This is a genomic window from Haladaptatus paucihalophilus DX253 (assembly GCF_000376445.1).
Classification (GTDB): domain Archaea; phylum Halobacteriota; class Halobacteria; order Halobacteriales; family Haladaptataceae; genus Haladaptatus; species Haladaptatus paucihalophilus.
This window is the reverse complement of the sequence record NZ_AQXI01000005.1, coordinates 56,835-73,387: the sequence shown is the minus strand read 5'-3', so window position 1 is coordinate 73,387 and position 16,553 is coordinate 56,835. Positions and strand designations below refer to the sequence as shown.

The 16,553-nt window shown below is 53.0% G+C and carries 16 protein-coding genes, 2 pseudogenes and 1 riboswitch; of the genes and pseudogenes, 14 read left to right on the top strand and 4 right to left on the bottom strand.

What is annotated here, in order from left to right; all coding sequences use genetic code 11:
- Nucleotides 1-60: 60 nt before the first annotated feature.
- Nucleotides 61-594 carry a ribbon-helix-helix protein, CopG family gene (locus B208_RS0122270; RefSeq protein ID WP_018129182.1) on the bottom strand — a complete coding sequence of 178 codons (534 nt, stop codon included), beginning with the start codon at nt 592-594 and terminating at the stop codon, nt 61-63.
- 986 nt (nt 595-1,580) lie between these two features.
- Here B208_RS0122270 and B208_RS0122265 point away from each other — a divergent pair.
- The 5 genes from B208_RS0122265 (at nt 1,581) to B208_RS0122230 (ending at nt 7,051) form a co-directional block, all read left to right on the top strand.
- Nucleotides 1,581-2,705 carry an MBL fold metallo-hydrolase gene (locus B208_RS0122265; protein ID WP_007979318.1) on the top strand — a complete coding sequence of 375 codons (1,125 nt, stop codon included), beginning with the start codon at nt 1,581-1,583 and terminating at the stop codon, nt 2,703-2,705.
- 17 nt (nt 2,706-2,722) lie between these two features.
- On the top strand, nt 2,723-3,268 hold the full coding sequence (locus B208_RS0122260) for a class I SAM-dependent methyltransferase (protein ID WP_007979320.1): 546 nt from the start codon (nt 2,723-2,725) through the stop codon (nt 3,266-3,268).
- Nucleotides 3,269-3,448: 180 nt separating this feature from the next.
- Nucleotides 3,449-4,186: a DsbA family protein gene (locus B208_RS0122250; RefSeq protein ID WP_026178038.1), complete on the top strand. Its 738-nt coding sequence runs from the start codon at nt 3,449-3,451 to the stop codon at nt 4,184-4,186.
- Nucleotides 4,187-4,733: 547 nt separating this feature from the next.
- On the top strand, nt 4,734-5,672 hold the full coding sequence (locus B208_RS0122240; RefSeq protein ID WP_007979157.1) for a cytochrome c biogenesis CcdA family protein: 939 nt from the start codon (nt 4,734-4,736) through the stop codon (nt 5,670-5,672).
- A gap of 914 nt (nt 5,673-6,586) precedes the next feature.
- Entirely contained in the window at nt 6,587-7,051 is a 465-nt protein-coding gene (locus B208_RS0122230; RefSeq protein WP_007979161.1) for a DUF2243 domain-containing protein, read from the top strand.
- A 281-nt stretch (nt 7,052-7,332) separates the two neighbouring features.
- On the opposite strand, the gene B208_RS25130 is transcribed toward B208_RS0122230, so the two are convergent.
- On the bottom strand, nt 7,333-7,746 hold the full coding sequence (locus B208_RS25130; RefSeq protein ID WP_073096808.1) for a hypothetical protein: 414 nt from the start codon (nt 7,744-7,746) through the stop codon (nt 7,333-7,335).
- A gap of 426 nt (nt 7,747-8,172) precedes the next feature.
- Here B208_RS25130 and B208_RS0122225 point away from each other — a divergent pair, with 426 nt between their 5' ends.
- From B208_RS0122225 to B208_RS0122210, 4 genes are all read left to right on the top strand, one after another.
- Nucleotides 8,173-9,171 (top strand): YeiH family protein, encoded by a 999-nt coding sequence (locus tag B208_RS0122225; RefSeq protein WP_026178036.1) that lies wholly within the window; start codon nt 8,173-8,175, stop codon nt 9,169-9,171.
- 110 nt (nt 9,172-9,281) lie between these two features.
- A complete protein-coding gene (locus B208_RS0122220; protein WP_073096810.1) occupies nt 9,282-10,508 on the top strand; it encodes an NAD(P)/FAD-dependent oxidoreductase in 1,227 nt (408 codons plus the stop codon).
- Between the two features lie 4 nt (nt 10,509-10,512).
- Nucleotides 10,513-11,343, top strand: a complete 831-nt coding sequence (locus B208_RS0122215) for a DUF1641 domain-containing protein (RefSeq protein ID WP_026178035.1) — start codon at nt 10,513-10,515, stop codon at nt 11,341-11,343.
- 77 nt (nt 11,344-11,420) lie between these two features.
- A complete protein-coding gene (locus tag B208_RS0122210; RefSeq protein WP_232423937.1) occupies nt 11,421-11,690 on the top strand; it encodes a hypothetical protein in 270 nt (89 codons plus the stop codon).
- Nucleotides 11,691-11,702: 12 nt separating this feature from the next.
- Here B208_RS0122210 and B208_RS23640 read toward each other — a convergent pair.
- Nucleotides 11,703-12,656: pseudogene (locus B208_RS23640) on the bottom strand (transcription initiation factor IIB).
- Between the two features lie 189 nt (nt 12,657-12,845).
- Between B208_RS23640 and B208_RS0122200 the strand changes: the two are divergent.
- The 5 genes and pseudogenes from B208_RS0122200 (at nt 12,846) to B208_RS23190 (ending at nt 16,273) form a co-directional block, all read left to right on the top strand.
- The gene (locus B208_RS0122200) at nt 12,846-13,571 is read left to right on the top strand and encodes a helix-turn-helix domain-containing protein (RefSeq protein WP_007979170.1); all 726 of its coding nucleotides are present in this window, start codon (nt 12,846-12,848) and stop codon (nt 13,569-13,571) included.
- A 169-nt stretch (nt 13,572-13,740) separates the two neighbouring features.
- Nucleotides 13,741-13,809: riboswitch (Fluoride riboswitch) on the top strand.
- A 9-nt stretch (nt 13,810-13,818) separates the two neighbouring features.
- Complete coding sequence (locus B208_RS23635; RefSeq protein WP_007979172.1) at nt 13,819-14,211, top strand: CrcB family protein; 393 nt, start codon at nt 13,819-13,821, stop codon at nt 14,209-14,211.
- Nucleotides 14,211-14,570: pseudogene (gene crcB, locus B208_RS23630) on the top strand (fluoride efflux transporter CrcB). The gene B208_RS23635 and the pseudogene crcB overlap by 1 nt, the downstream one beginning before the upstream one ends.
- A gap of 145 nt (nt 14,571-14,715) precedes the next feature.
- Entirely contained in the window at nt 14,716-15,597 is an 882-nt protein-coding gene (locus tag B208_RS0122195; protein WP_007979174.1) for a sulfurtransferase, read from the top strand.
- Between the two features lie 82 nt (nt 15,598-15,679).
- Entirely contained in the window at nt 15,680-16,273 is a 594-nt protein-coding gene (locus tag B208_RS23190; protein WP_018129180.1) for a hypothetical protein, read from the top strand.
- Between the two features lie 46 nt (nt 16,274-16,319).
- Here B208_RS23190 and B208_RS25125 read toward each other — a convergent pair whose 3' ends face one another.
- Nucleotides 16,320-16,550, bottom strand: a complete 231-nt coding sequence (locus tag B208_RS25125) for a DUF6684 family protein (protein WP_368085856.1) — start codon at nt 16,548-16,550, stop codon at nt 16,320-16,322.
- Nucleotides 16,551-16,553 lie beyond the last annotated feature (3 nt).

The window sequence follows — 16,553 nt, the reverse complement described above, 5'->3', positions numbered from 1 at the left end:
CTGGCGTATCCTGTTTCGGTATAATGTTCTTTTTGTCGTTTGATTGGAAACAGTGGACGGTTATCGTCCGAAGAGACGAGCAAGAAGGCCACGTGAATCGTCTTGTCCGTCTGAGGAGTTGCGAACTTTCAGCTTCCCTTGAGCCTCATTGTATCGCGCTTTTGCACTGTCTCGCTCCTCACGCACCCGCTCAAGATCACGCTCCAACTGGTCAACCCGAGCCTCTAACCGAATCTTCTCCTCACGATCTTCACGAAGCGTGTCGATACAGTCGCGGAGTTCCGAGACCTCTTGCTCGTGTTCTGTCTCTAATTCGCTCATCTCCTGCTCGTGTTCTGCTTGAAGTTCATGGACCTTCTCCTCCAATCGATTCACCTCCTGCTCGTGTTCGGCTTCTAGTTCACTCAGCTTCTGTCCGTGTTCGATTTGAAGGCTTTCTAGCTGCTCCTCGTAGCTGTCTCGGATCCTTTTGCCTTCGTGCCGTGATTCAACCACATTACGGAGAAATTCTGTCCGTGTTGTATCTGACTCCTCTGCCTCTTCTTCAACAGATGCAAGGACATCCTCATCGAGGCGGAGTGTGATCTGATCCATGTCGCAGAGAACACGCACGACCTGCATCAAAGCGCGTCAGACATGTGACAGCAGAAAAGAAAAATACAGCCACTTCGAATCGAGATGATCGACAATCAACGGAAGTTCGTTAGTATGCTATACTAACCTGGTCTGGCGCTGTTTGATGTAGCGGCATATGATTCATAGGGATAGGAAAGGTTGTTTACGGGTGATAGGGGCTTTGTATCGGCGGTTTACACTGGAAGTGGTGGTGTGTTGGTTACTTCCTAATAACGGAGTAAGCGGAAGTAGACTATCCCCGAGACATCAAGATCAATCTGTGCGCATTCCGTAGTAGGAATCTAACGCAGACTAATTCTGTCACAGGCGCGCGCCCGATGGTGCGGCTGGTCAGCCGCTCCACTCCTCCGTCACCGACGCCAGTCATATCGTCGATGGAAACGATATACTGGTGATCTACAGGATTTTCGTGCTCCTCATTAGTAACTCCGGTGAGTGGAGTTGTCATAAAAGAGCACTATTCGGCCTGCGTGCGTTTCTGTGCTATCTCGTTCGTTGTAATGGCTGTGAACGATTTAGTACATATTATTTTCAGAGAATTAAATGAACCGTGGTTTCACTCAATAACAGATATATGGCAATGTGTAATATTATTGGAACAGATGTATATGGCTAACCGTCCTGAGTGGCTGGGTCCCGTCAGTATACACTTGTTAGTTGAATTTGAACGCACATAACCAGAGTATATCCCCTTCGTTGCAAATCGACTAGGTGTTCTTTTCGTATGATGAACGTCGGTGTGATCTTCTCATAGAGTATGCATTTAGGACACCTATAACTGGAGAAACAGTTTATCAAGCAGTGACGAATTAGCAAGCGCTAACTTCGCTTGGCACAATATCGTGGCTCTATGGGAACCGACCGGCAATAATATACTATCGGTTGATTTCTTGGCGCTCGCCAAATATACTCTTATGCATCGAGAATTACTAATCTTGTATAGAATGAGCAAGACAGACTTCGCATCGACCGAGATTAGTCCAGAGGAGGTCGCGGAACGACGCGACGACGACGAGCTGTTCATCCTCGACGTCCGCAACGAGGACGACTACGAGGAATGGGCCGTCAGTGGGAGTTACAACCTCCCGATTTACGATGAACTCCTCGACGAGGAGTTCTCGGGGCTCGAATCGGCACTTGACGAGATCCCGAAGGACAAGGAGATCGCAGTGATCTGCGTCGGTGGAATTACCTCCGCCCGTGCTGCCGAATTCCTGCAAAAGCGAGGCTATGAGGCTCGGTCCATGAGCGATGGAATGCGGGGCTGGGGCCGCGTACACCAAACGTACGAAGTTGATGGCGAACGCAGTGTCCTTCAGATCGTTCGCCCTGGGACCGGCTGCGTGTCGTATCTCGTCTACGACGGTGACGAGGCACTCGTTGTGGATCCAAGCCAGTACGTGACTCGATACCGCGACATCGCGGACGACCTCGGCGTCGACATCGTCGGTGCCATCGATTCTCACGCACATGCCGACCACATTAGTGGCGGTCGCGAGATCGCCGACAAATTCGATGTCCCGTACTATCTCCACGAGGACGACGCTGGCTCGCTTGACGAGTACACGCCCATCGAAGACGACGAAACGCTGTCTGTGGGAGCACGTGACCTCGAAGTCATCCACACGCCCGGTCACACACCGGGAAGTGTTTCCTTCGACTTCGGTGGCGCTGTGCTTTCCGGAGACACGCTATTCCTCCAGAGCGTCGGACGGCCCGACCTCGAGGACAGCAACGAGGACGCGATCCGCGAGGCTGCATCAGACCTCTTCGACAGTCTGCAGCGACTTGGTGAGATGCCCGACGATACGGTCGTCCTGCCCGGGCACTTCAGTGACGAAGAGGTCCGCCCACTCGCGACGACGCTGTACAGTCTCACAGCAAACAACGAACTGTTCGGGATGGTCGAAGACAACGACGAAAAGGAGTTTGTTGAGACTATCGTCGACGCCCTTTCGGACACCCCCAACAACTACCAGCAGATCAAGCATATCAACTGGGGCGACGAACCGCTCGACGACGACGCAGAAGATCTCGAACTTGGGCCGAACAACTGCGCAGCGAACTAATCCGCCACTACAATTTGATGGCTGAGTTTCAGAACACGGGACAACCCAGTTGGGACTGGTGGTCCGATCTCTGGCCTACCCCCGCGAACGTCCTACAGCAACTCGGAATTACTGAAAACCAGTCAGTTGCTGACGTGTGTTCTGGTAACGGATATTTCACTCTCCTTGCTGCCAGTCTCGTCGACAAGACTCCCGTGTTTGCTATTGACATCGATGCAACGCTGCTTGCAGAGTTACGTTCACGAGCGACGGAGCAAGGACTCGAGAACATCCAACTCATTCATGGTGATGCTCGTGACGTGGTTGGCCTACTCCCCCACATAGTCGATATAGTTCTACTCGCAAACACCTTCCATGGGATTGCAGATCAGGAAGCGTTCGCCAACGACGTCAAGCGCGCACTCGCTTCGAATGGGAGATTCATCATCGTCAACTGGTATCCGGCTTCTCGTGAGGAAACGCCAGTAGCTGGTGAGCCACGACGGCCACCGACTGAGCTACGGCTATCCCGAGAAGAATATGAAGCGAAGAAGCAGGAGTACACGAAGAGGGCCACCGACTGAGCTACGGCTATCCCCCCAAGCAACGACTGAACTCGTTAAATCGGCTGAATTCGAGCGTTGTGCACTCGTCGAACTTCCGTCCTACCATTATGGGCTGGTTTTCGAGCGCGACTAGCTCGTCCGAGTCCACACTGAATAACACCAGATGTTTAGTGTCGTGGATATTCTGCACAATATAGAATGGACCTTCTGGACTCACTGACGACGCGACGTGCTGTTCTCGGCGGTGTCGGAACCCTCCTCGCAGGCGGCGAAGTCGTGTACGGGGACTCGACACTCCAGTCGAGTCAGTCATCATCCGCAACAGCCCCGTTCCATCGAAGTTCCAAAACGACCGGATTCGAGATCCGTCTTGAAGGCCATCCGATTATGGGCGATTTAGACGCCCCAATCGACATGTACTACTGGTGTGATTACCAGTGCCCGTTCTGTCGTCGCTTTGAGCAGAATGCGTTTCCGAAACTCATTCGGAATCACGTCCAATCGAGGACTGTCCGGGTCGTATTCATTGAACTCCCATATCTCGGGGAGGCGTCAATGACCGCGGCGGTGATGGATCGCTGTGTCTGGCGGCAAGTACGAGGCGACACCCCGCAAGCATACTGGCGGTGGCATTCGACGCTCTTCGATAAACAGGGCTCAGAGAACTCGGAATGGGCGTCAAAAGAAAACCTGCTCGAGATCACAAAAACCGTCGACGGAGTGGATGCAAGTGCTGTCGACACCTGTGTGCGGACTTATCGGAACGCGATCGAGGCGCCGATAAACGAGGATATCGATCAGGCATCACAGTTCGGGATCCGTAGGACTCCTGCCTTCATTCTCTACCATCGCGATGCAGATACCGCCGGGAAACCCGTCGGAGCGCAACCATACGATCGATTCAACGAAGCGATTACTCGGGTGCAGAACGCGTGACGGAACTTCGACTCGAACACTATACCGAACAGCTCGTTGCAGCGCTGGCCTATCCGTTGACGTCTCACGCTCGGAGTCTCCTGTTCGTCGGATTTGCCGTTGCGACGTATCTCCTTCTCATTCTGAGTTCGTTTCTGGAATACTCATTGCAGATGCTCAGTGCCGATCTCGGGTATCTCGATACCGCACTTGTTGCGCTCACTGCGAACACGTACGCAACGATTGGAGCCATCGGTCTCGGGTTGATTGTTTCGTACGCGATAGTGACTGGCATTGCTATCACGAACGTCATTGGTCGGATCACACAACTCGGACTTTCCAAAACTGGTGGATTGTCGAGTGCCATACCAGGCCTTCTCGCGTCCGGCTGTGCGAGATGTGGGGCTGGCGTTCTCGGTTTGGTTGGCTTTGCTGTGCACTGGCGACGATGCCGTTCCACGGCAATCTGCTACGGCTTTGCAGGGTCGTCCTGTTACTTGCGTATTTGGCTCGTGCCGGCGATCCGCGTTACTGTACGATCAACTAGTCTACTGGAGAGGACTAATTAATGGAACTGTTTGCATCCTCGTCAGTATTAGTCGCAGCGTACGCTGCGGGTGTCTTGATGTTTTTTGCCCCCTGTAGTGTTGGGCTCCTCCCCGCCTATCTTTCGTACTTTTTTACGCATGACGAAGAGCCAGCTCACGGAGACCAAACCGATACAGGAACGTCTGGACCCATACAGATTGCATTCCTTGTGAATGGCGCACTCGTTTTCATCGTTGGGGCGATCCCACTCTTCTACATGGCGGTCGCCGGCATTCGTGTCTTGCTCCCTGGGTACAATCTAATTGTTCCACTCGCCAAATTTGGTTCGGGAAGTTACTTCCCACCAGTTGCAGTTGTCGTCATGGGTACCATCCTTATGCTGATGGGCCTCGGTCGACGCGCTGTACTCGATGGACTTCGCGTCGGAGGATTCGTTACGGCCGGTGTAGTTGCTGTCTATCTGCTCACCGGCGGCGTCGTGCTTCTTCTTGGTCAGTGGATCGAACCGTATCTCGTGTCGTTGGAACTCTTTGTCGGTCCGCTCTTGATTGGTATTGGCATCATGTACTACTACAACGTCTCTCCGCTGCAGTCAGTTCAGCTACCAGAGCGGGGTTCAGCAACGATTCCAGCGTTTGTTGTGTTCGGCATTGTGTACGGGATTGGGAGCCTTGCGTGTAATCTCCCAGTCTTTCTGGGACTGGTTCTCACGTCGTTCACAACACAGGGGATTGTTGAAGGACTCGCCGTATTTGGATCGTTTGCGGCGGGAATGGGGACTCTCGTGCTGGGAGTAAGCGTCGCTGCACGCGTCACCGGGAACACGCTCTCGCTCGGCCAGTACGGACAGACCGCTCGCCTCGTCGGGAGTACGGCCTTCGTAGTGATCGGCATCTATGTGACGTGGTATTCACTCCGCTCGTTCGGGTACATACCTGGCGGTTCGATCCTCGGCTAAGAGGCGACAAGCTACGATCTTGGAGTCATACCTGGGACGTTCGGCCCACTGAGTATGCTGCTCGTCGTCTCGCCAAAATTCCCCCACACTTCACGGTATTTCCCTAGCTCTCGGTACTCCTTCTTCCGCTCAAAAACATTGATGTCGTATATCATCTCGTTGTCCTTGTTCCAGTCGATCAGGTCACGGAAGTCACCAATGCGAAGCTTGTAGCCAGGATGCTCTTCAACCGATCGAGGAAGTATCTAAGAGCATCCCCAATGTCTTTGAATTTGTTAATAACAATCTTTGAGTCTTCTGTTTTAAAATACTAACGATTAAAGAGAATATTTCTGTCAGAACGACGTCGTGCACTCGTCAGTTCTCACTCCTTGCGATCGTCTGTGGTGTCGATCCTTCGCTTCCGTAATCGACATCGTCCGCCTCGCTTCCACATCTACATATCCTTGAGAGACGCCTTCCTGTGCTCCGGATGTCGAAATCGGCTCCGTGATGTCCTGCAAGACATCACGGATGAATCCTGAGCGGTTAGTGTAATTCAATTCCGCCGCCAGCTCATAGAGTTCGTCGAGAGGCCGATTTGGCACCTTCATGTTGAACTTTACAATGTCGTCGTTGTCATTCGTGCCTGTACTCATATACCGTGGTACACGAATGGTATTGATGGAACTGTCACCCAGTCGGTGTTCTGATCGCCAACTAATTCGTGTATCATCCTTCGATATATCTCCTGCTCGGTTCAAATGATATTGGCGAGGCACAAATTACGATGTTCAGAAATCCAATTTCTAGTTGGTGCCCCCAGAGTTTTCCGAATGTCCCGCGAACTCTCTTTGACTATGGGTGGACGAACGACTTCAGCAGCTAATCGCGCACATAACGTGATAACTCGACGATCGCTTCTGGCAGCAGGGGTGTTTGGTTTTGGATTTAGCGGACTCATTGACGTCCTCGTGCTACACCATATCCTTCAGTGGCATCATCTCGTTTCAGGACTGTACCCGATGAACACGCTAAATGGCCTCCAAACAAACATCCTCGCTGACGGTCTATTTTCTGTTGGGATGCTGATTATCATGGGCGTCGGGGCGGGGCTTCTCTGGCAGTCCGAACGGCGGACTGATGTTCCATTGGCCATGCGACCACTGGCTGGCGCTGCGATAATCGGCCTCGGTGTATTTGACGTGTATGACTCCGTCGTTGACCATGCCCTCTTAGGTCTGCATCAACCTGTAGGACCGGGGGGTCAACCACTATCGTTTGGAGGCCAATACAACCCGCATTGGCTCGTGGTCAGTCTTCTGTTTATCGCCGCTGGGTATTACGTCTACAGAACGGGACTACAAGAACGAGCCAGGGGAGCGGAAGAGCTCGATTGAATTGGCGTCTCTAGTTCGAAATAACCGAAGAATCCATGATTGATTCACCCGTCCTACTGTCTCTCAGCATTCTCGTGTGGAGCACTCCATTACACGGCACTATGGCGCCAACACCAGTACCACACTGGGTAGTACTACTTGTTGCCGTTCTGGCCCTATGGATCTTTATTGGCAGTACTGTAATAGCGGTAGACAGAGTATTACAGCGATTTGGGGTACAACGATGAGGTCTATATTTTGGGGTGGGTCTCTTAGGACGATCTTTAGAGCACTCAGTCTACTCAACAGGTCGGACAATTCCGTTGATGTTGGTGGTACAGGAGGGCAGCGAATAGGGGAATGGATACCACGCCTAGTACAGGTCGAAGTGGATCGAAATACGTCATGAGAGCCGACGAACTGAAGAGTGTAAGTAACACAGCGTTACAAATTGGGCATCCGAATGCTAAGAACCCGCCAATGACACCTCCTGTTGCCGTACGTCCTCCGATCGGTTCATCAGCCATCTCTCGTTGGATTATAAATGCACCCACAAATAATGAGGTAGTGGTGAGAAACAGGTAGTCTGCTGGCGTACGCGGAACCATCCGTACATAGAAGGGGTTCGGTATTAGTCCGGTCACGATCCCAAAGAGGAGGAACGCGCCAATACTGAAAGCAATTCCCTTGAGAGCGGTGTAGTAAGTTGAAGCCACAGTATCCTGCCATTAGGTTTCTGACTCAATAGAATTGGCGAACATCGTCTTGGAAGCAGATGCAGTCAGTTAACTTGGTTTGTTCAATGATGCTAGTATTCCGGTGCTCATTAATACGGGTGTCTTCCGTGAGAAAACGATGATTGCCCGACTTAACGTTCTAGTGACGAGTAGCTCAGAGATTGAGTAGTATAACAGTTGGCGCTCGCCAAACGAATTCTTATCCGAATTTCAACGGTCATAGTATATGATGAGTAACGAGGGACACCGGAAAGCAGAACCTCAGGAATCGACTCAGCGTTCTGATAAACCACTCGGCAGCCTCCGTCACTACTGGACGTCGTTAGACCGTGGATGGCAGGCGATCTGTCTCTCGTCAGTTCTCGTTCTCGCGGTCGGATTGGGGCTGCCCATTCCGTGGTGACGATGGGAGTACTGCATCGTCTCCTTCCAGGTTTGAGTGTTTTATTGGCGCTTGGACTCCTCGCTCGTGGCATCACATCAGTTGTTCCACTCGGGAGTCATTTGATCGTCGTCATCGGATTAGGTGTTTTCGTCGCCAACACGGTCGGTGTCCCCGACTGGGCTGCGGCTGGTGTCGATACACATAGTCTCTGGCTGGAAGCAGGAATCGTCCTGATGGGGGTCACAGTCGCGCTTCAGCAAGTCGTTGACGCCGGCCTGCAGGTACTTCTCGTAGTTGGGATCGCGGTCTGTGTGACGGTCCTCACAGTCGAGATACTGGCCCGAGAACTCTTTGACATCCCCGAGAAAATCGGATCGCTTCTCGCAGCTGGCTCGAGTATCTGTGGTGTGTCGGCTGTGGCTGCGGTCGCAGGAAGTATCAAACCTGACCAGCAGCAGATTGCGTATGCCGCCGCGACGGTACTACTGTTCGATGCAGCTACGCTCGTCGTTTATCCACTCGTCGGACGAATGCTTGGGCTTCCCGATGTCGTTTTCGGGATTTGGGCCGGCACGACGATGTTCAGTACTGGTCCAGTCACGGCAGCTGGGTTTGCGTACTCGCGAGCAGCGGGAGAGTGGGCGGTATTGGTCAAACTCACGCGAAACGCTCTCATCGGCGTCGTCGCGATCGGATATGCCCTGTACTACAGTCGACGAGGCGCAACGATTGCATCGGTCGAGAACAAATGGCACTACCTCTGGGATAGCTTCCCGAAATTCATTATTGGATTCGTCGTCCTCATGCTGCTCGGGAGTGCAGGCATCTTCTCGGAGGCGCAAATTCAAACTCTCGACAACGCGTCCAACTGGCTGTTTCTCGTCGCCTTCGCTGGGTTAGGGCTCAGTATCAATATCGGTGAACTCCGGGAGTCGGGAATTACTCCCGTTGTCGTCGTCTCGATCAGCTTAGTCTTGGTGAGTAGCCTCACTCTCGGAGCACTGCTCTACTTCTTCTGACCGATATCGCAGTCTAGTTCAAGGCGGTACTCTTACCGCTTATCTTGAAAGTTGGCGCTCGCCAAGAGAACCCCTAACACGTTTGCACCGAGTTTGATAAAAAGCAGCATATGACACGGATTGCCATCATTGGCGCTGGGTCCGGAGGAGCGATGACAGCCAACATCCTTCGACGAAAACTCCAGCGTGACAAGGCCGACATCACAGTCATCGATAAGAGCGACACGCACTACTACCAGCCGTCGTACTACCTCCTTCCGTTCGACTATATGATGCCGGAGGCACAGATGCGGCCGGTAGATGACCTTTTGAAACCGGGAATTGACTTCCACCAGGACGAAGTGACTGGCGTCGATCCTGACGAGCAGGTCGTCGAGTGTGCGGGCGAAAACGTTGAGTACGACTACCTCATCGTGGTTTCCGGTCACGTACTTGAACCGGAGACGGTTCCAGGGATGACCGAGGGATGGCAGGAAACGGACGAGGTGTTCCCGTACTACCACTACGACGCCGCGACTGACATGAGTGACGCCGTCGACGAGTTCGATGGCGGAACCTTCCTCGTGACCGTTCCCGATACGCCGATTAAGTGCGCGGGCGCACCGCTGAAGATGTCGATGCTGATGGAAGACTACATGTCCCGTACGGGTATTCGGGAGGATTCACGGGTCATTATGACCAAGCCCGGAGAGGCGGTCTTCGGCGTGGAACCGTACAAAAGCAAGATGGAGGAGATCTGGGCCGACCGCGACATTGAGTTCGTCCCGAACTTCTCCGTCGCGGAAGTCGACCACGAGAACCGGGTCGTCCGCTCGACGGACGGTGACGAAATCGAGTACGACATGTATGCGCCGGTTTCGCCGCAGTATGGGGCTGACTCAATCGCGGAGAACTCACCACTGACCGAGGGTGGTGACCCCGTTACGTTCGACAAGCAGGAGGGGATCTACTCCGGTGACCCACAGCGACCACCGCAGTACGTCACGGTCGACCAACATACGCTCCAGCACACCGAGTACGACAACGTGTTCGCGCTTGGAGACTGTGACAGCGCTCCCAAATCCCGGACGGCGTCAGCAGCGCGCAAACAAGCACCTGTCGTCGCCAAGAATCTCATCGCACACATGGAGGGTGAGCCCATGCGCGGCCACTACGACGGGTACGCGGCCTGTCCGCTCCTCACTCAGAAGGGGAAAGCGGTTATCGCGGAGTTCGACTACGAGGACGCGCTCTCTGCTCCCGTCGAGAGCCGCGCCAACTGGGTTCTCGACGTCAACGTATTGCCCGCGACCTACTGGAACATGTGGATGAAGGGGTACGACCCTGCCCCGGTGTAAACTGATGACGAGCAACGTTGAGGGGACGATAGCCCCATCAGAGTCCGAAATGGACGAACTGGTCACGCGCGTCGAAGCGAACGCGGATGAGTTCGTTGAACTCCTCGATCTCCTGCTAGCGACAAAGCGACTCGGTGACGACCTCGCGCCGGAACTCAAAACTGCAACCGCCGAATCGCGTGAGTCACTCGAACAACTCCGACTGGCGCTCGAACGGGAGGAAACGCTGGTACTTCTCCAGACGGTTGGAGAAAACGCGGAGACACTCACTGAACTGCTTGAGCTATTGGATGCGACGAAATCGCTCGCGGACGACCTCGTGCCGGAGGTCAAAACCGTCGCCACTGATGCCCGCGAACCGCTTGAAGAACTCCGGGTCGCGTTCGAAGGGCAGGAACCTCTCGTCCTGCTCCAGAAACTCGGTGAGAACACAGACACATTCATCGAACTCCTTGACATCTTGGAGGCAACCGAGGGGTTAGTGACCGATCTGACGCCCGAGTTGAAGGCTGCTGCCGCTGACTCACGGAGTTCCTTCGAACAACTCCGAATGGTTGCAGCGGGCTTCTCGGATGCCCGTGGCGATCGGGAACTCGAACCGTACGAGATGGGGCAGAACCTCGGGAATATGCTCTCGCTGACCGAACGACTCGGCGACCCCAACCTCATCAATTCGGTCGACGCTGGACTGAGTGCATTCACGGATGACCGAACAACGGAACGAACAAGCGTCTGGGGATTACTCAACGCTCTTCGAGACAATGATGTCCAGCGAGGGTTTGGGACCCTCGTAGAGTTCCTCCGACGGATGGGCCAGGCACAGAAGGGCGACTAACTCGGGCTAACGGGCTTCTCCCTTCCCGAGATCCACTGGCTAAACTCTAGCCTACTGCGAACTAAGGCAGATACATAATGAACGAACCATCAGACTTCGAACGACAGCGGGAGGGAGCAATGATTCTCCTTGATAGCGAGGAAGTCGAGTATTTTCAGCTATTCACCGCAATGGAAGATGGTCCAGTGATGTTGAGCGGCTGTCGAGAATCAAGTAGCGCCGACTATGGCCTATTTTTAGCCCACCTCATTCAGATTCTTGCAAAGCACAACGACCGTTCGATCGAAGGTGTGGCCAATGAAGGTATTCAGCGAGCAAAGGAGCTGCAAGAAATGCCAGAGGGGTAGAGACTCCAGCACTCACCTATTCTCATAGGCCGTGAGCAACTCCTGATACCGATTCCGGATCGTCACCATACTCACATCTGTCGCAGCCGCTACGTTCTCTTGGGTGACCCGTTGGTTTGCGAGCCGGGAAGCAGCGTAGACCGACGCCGCAGCGAGTCCCACCGGACTTTTTCCGCTGTGGACGTTCTGAGCCTGCCCTGCATCGAGGAGTTCGTGTCCGATCTGCTCGACCTCATGTGTGACGTCAAGATTAGAGACGAACCGGGTGATATAGCTATGAGGATCGGCCAGTTCAACTCCGAGACTGAGTTCCTGAGCGATATAGCGTTAGGCGCGTTGGATACGGAGTTTTTCTACCCGAGACACGGTCGCCACCTCCTGAAGACTTCGAGGAGTTCCCATCTGTCGCGCACCGGCATAGAGACTAGCACTTGCAACGCCCTCGATCGATCGACCCCGAAGGAGGTCAGCGTCGAGAGCCTGTCGATAAATAACACTTGCTGTTTCTCTAATGGCTTTCGGGAGACCAAGTGCACTCGCCATCCGGTCGATCTCCCCGAGTGCTTGTTTGAGATTTCGTTCTTGGGAATCCTTCGAGCGGAATCGCTCGTCCCATGTCCGCAACCGTTGCATCTGTTGGCGCTTCTTTGAGGAAAGCGCGTTGCCGTTTGCATCGGTGTCTTGCCAATCGATCACCGTGCTCAATCCATCGTCATGTAACAACTTTGTTGTCGGCGCCCCGACCCGTGAACGATTCTTTTTTTCGGCGGCGTCGAATGCTCGCCACTCCGGCCCGTGATCGAGTTCGTCCTCTTGGACGACGAGCCCACATTCGGAGCACGCCGTTTCACCGTGTTCCTCATCCTGCCGGAGCAAGGCACCACATTCAGGACACGTTGACTCACCTGTAGTTTCCGTCTCTGAATTGTGGGTGAGTTGGACGGCCACATTCGACTGCCCATGCATACAGTACAATTAGGTTGAGCAACTGTAGATCTGTGTTTGGCGTACGACAACACTTTTTATGTTGAACTTCTTAGTTTGGAGCATGCCGGACCTGAGATCACAATCCCATCGACTATCCATGAAGAGGTATCTTCAGTGGAACTCGAAAGGACAAAACTTCTCGCTGGCTACGATTCGAGGAGGGGGATAATGCGCGAATTCACGTTCGGCATCGAGTACGACGCAACTGCCGACCCTGTGATGGAGGTGTTCATCGAAAACCCGGAGATGACCGCTCACTCGCTCGATAGTTGTGTCACCGAAGACCAATTTTGGCGTATTGAACGCATTACCGGACCGACAGCGGCACTGAACCGTATCGAAGAACTCCGATTCGACGATACGATCTGTGGTGAATCGATAACTGAAATAGATTGTACGGCAACACGTCATCACGATGTACTCAAACGAACGAACAACGAACGGGTATTGTACACGTACCTCGAGGGCATTAGTGGCTGTGAATCAGTCCACACCCTCGCAGGGCGATATTTGCCATCAGGCCTAATTTTTGAAACCCACCGCCAGGAAGATCGACACGACTGGCGCATTCTAATGCGGTCTGACGAGAAGGTTGGAATGCTTTACGACTCACTCGGGGCGGCACTGCGGTCAAGTCTCACGTTCCGAATGGGCCATCTTCGTGACGCGGAGGGCTGGCAACAGGATACACTTGCAGCGGTGTCGCTCCCTACCTCACAACGGGCAGCACTGAAAGTAGCAATCGAGAACGGATACTACGAAACACCCCGGCAGATCAAACTTGACGACCTCGCCGACCAGCTGGACATGCCCCGCTCGACGCTCTCGTATCGACTTCGACAAGCCGAAGCGAAGCTTGCTCGGGGGTATATCGGAGAGTCTGTCGAGGATTAGTCGTACTAACCCATGTACGTCACCTAGTGATCTGCTAGAGAGCAAGTGACTCGAGACGCTTCGAAATTCACCATCATAGAAATTGAAGATTACAGTATAATATATAAATTCCTTCCTTATCTATCTGTAAACAATTTTGGAGGTTGTATAACAATGTCCCGTCTTGATTATTGTGAAGGGCAATGGAGTCTGCCTGATACAACCGCCGAATTCGTCGGGTGATGACTCCTTTTCAAAGAAGATACTCATGGCAGGCAAAGAGACTCATCCGCTCGCTCGTGTCGAATCAATTGTATTGATAGCAATTGGAGGACTCGCCGGCTCGAATCTCCGCTATTTCACCGAATCGCTCTTCGGTGGGATGCACGGAATACTGATCGTAAATGCTATCGGTAGTTTTGTCCTTGGATTCGTCTTGTACGAGACGCTCTATTCGGGGGTACTTGCAAATGAAACGCGAGCAGTAGTCTCGACAGGATTTCTCTCGTCGTTTACCACGTACAGTACGTTCGTTCTCCAGTCGGCGCAGGCAGCGCCAATATGGTTAGCACTGAACGTCATAGCAAACTATACTCTCGGATTTTCAGGTGTCTTTCTCGGACGGTCACTAGCACGGCACGTCGATTGGAGGTGGTCCTAATGGTTGTGTTTGATCCAGCCCACATCGTTGGGACGGGCGGTGCGCTTGGTGCACTATTGCGAACAGCAGTCAGCTAATGGGTCGAAACTGAAGAGATTCCAGTGGGGACATTCATCGTCAATGTCCTCGGCAGTTTCGTTCTTGGTCTCATTACATTTGTCAATCTGGATAATTCGGTCGCACTTCTGCTTGGAACCGGTATGTGTGGGTCGTTTACGACCTTCTCGTCATTTTCCGTTGAGACAGTTCGACTTTGGGAGATCGGTAGGCGTCCGCAAGCGATAGGAAATGCTCTAGGAACCCTTGTAGGTTCGGGAATCGCACTTGCCATAGCTTGGGGAGTTGCCCTTTATCTGTAGGTATCGTTCCCCGATAAGTACCTTTCACATCTTGTCCTAACCGTTAGAAGGCTATGGCAGGTAGCCGTGTTTGGATTACATACCTCTCCCGTTGGCGGACTACAACACGAGTTTAAAGCACTTCCAGAAAGAATCCGTATCAAGAATGGTGGCGTACACAAACGATATTCTTGTCTCTCCCGAGTGGGTTAAGAACCGACTTGACGATATTCGAGATGATGATCCAGCTTTGCGACTGTTTGAAGTCAGCGTTGACACCGATGTATATGCAGAAGGCCATATTCCTGGTGCATTCGCCCTCGATTGGAACATCAAGTTACAAGATCCAAAAACCTTCGACGTTCCACCCCGGGACGACTTCGAAACCTTGCTCGGATCGTACGGTGTAACCCCCGATACGACTGTGATTCTATACGGCGATATGAAGAACTGGTTTGCTGCCTACGCCTACTGGTTGTTGAAGTATTACGGGCACGAGGACGTCAGGCTCGTCAATGGCGGGAGAGAGTACTGGATCAAGCAATCCTTCCCCCTAAGCACAGAGCGTCCGTCTGTCGCTGAACGGACGTACACAGTGACTGACGTGAATGATGAGATTCGTGTCGATAGGGAGACCGTCAGAGACGCACTCAACGGTGATGTGTCGATCGTCGACGTCCGCTCTCCGGAGGAATATCGAGGCGAAGTGTTGGCTCCACCGGGGTGGAACGAGGGGGTCCAGCGCGGCGGGCACATCCCTGGTGCGATCAATATCCCGTGGAATCAAGTCGTTAGAGAGGATGGACAGTTCAAGTCCCTGAGTGAACTCCAAGCGGTATACAAATCGATCACAGACACAGGCGCAGAAACGATAGTGTACTGCCGAATCGGTGAGCGGTCAGCACTTGCCTGGGTAGTTCTGCACGAATTGCTCGGGTATGAATGCGTCCGACATTACTACGGTTCGTGGGTCGAGTGGGGGAACACTGTCGGTGCACCGATCGAACAAGGGAGATACGCAGACGCGAAGCCATCTCCCCAGTCGTAAAACAGTTGAGTAAGTTATAACGGAAGCGAGCTCAGTGAAGAGTAGCCAACGCAATTATTGATCTCGTCGTTGTATCTTCGATATGGCACAAATCGATGAGGATGCCCTCCGAGAAATTCGACACAAGGGAGAGTCTCTCCTTCTTGAGGATCTACTCTTGCTCATTGAGCGTCATCATCCCCACGAACAGCCAGGGATCTCACGCGAGACAATTGAGTCCTATGCGGAGACACTCTCAGAGAGCCGTGACGATCAATTCAATATCGAAACCTTCCATGAAAAACTGAACACACAGCTTACAGACTCACATACATGGGCTGGGAAGGAAGCCATCTATGAGCTGGCTTCGGGACGAATCAGTCGCTATCCGGAAGCATGGCACGATCGTCTCGGTGAGACGGCTGACATCCGCGAGTACATCGCGTTTCTACAAGATGAAGCCCCGGAGTTCAAAGACGATCTCGGTCGCGGCGGGGCTGGCCCTGGAATCCCCGAACAACCGCTCCTTGATGTCGTCGCTGTTGTGGGGCATGTCGACCGCGATGACGTGAAAGCTCAGCTTCAAGAGCTCCGTGAACAAGGGGAAATAGCCGAAGACGCCGACCAGCATCCTAACGCTGGTGTCGTTCTTCGCGACCGAAACGATGAGTTTCGAGACTCAGGCCTTGATTCGTGACGGTACTGATCTGCATTATCTACGCGTGATTTCTGCGGTCCGTAATTTACTCTCCTTGCTCCTCTGATTGGATTTTCAGACCAGCGATATAACTGAGGATAGCGAGGAGGACGAACGGGAAGAGGGTCAGGAAGTGAGTGAGAACGATGGGAAATGGATCCCACCCCCATGGATTCACGATCATAAATAGGATGCTAAAGAAGAGAAGAATCCCTAACGGGATAATATTCACAGAGAGGTCGAGAACTGTTTCGCGGTTGAGCTGCCAGGCGCACATAAT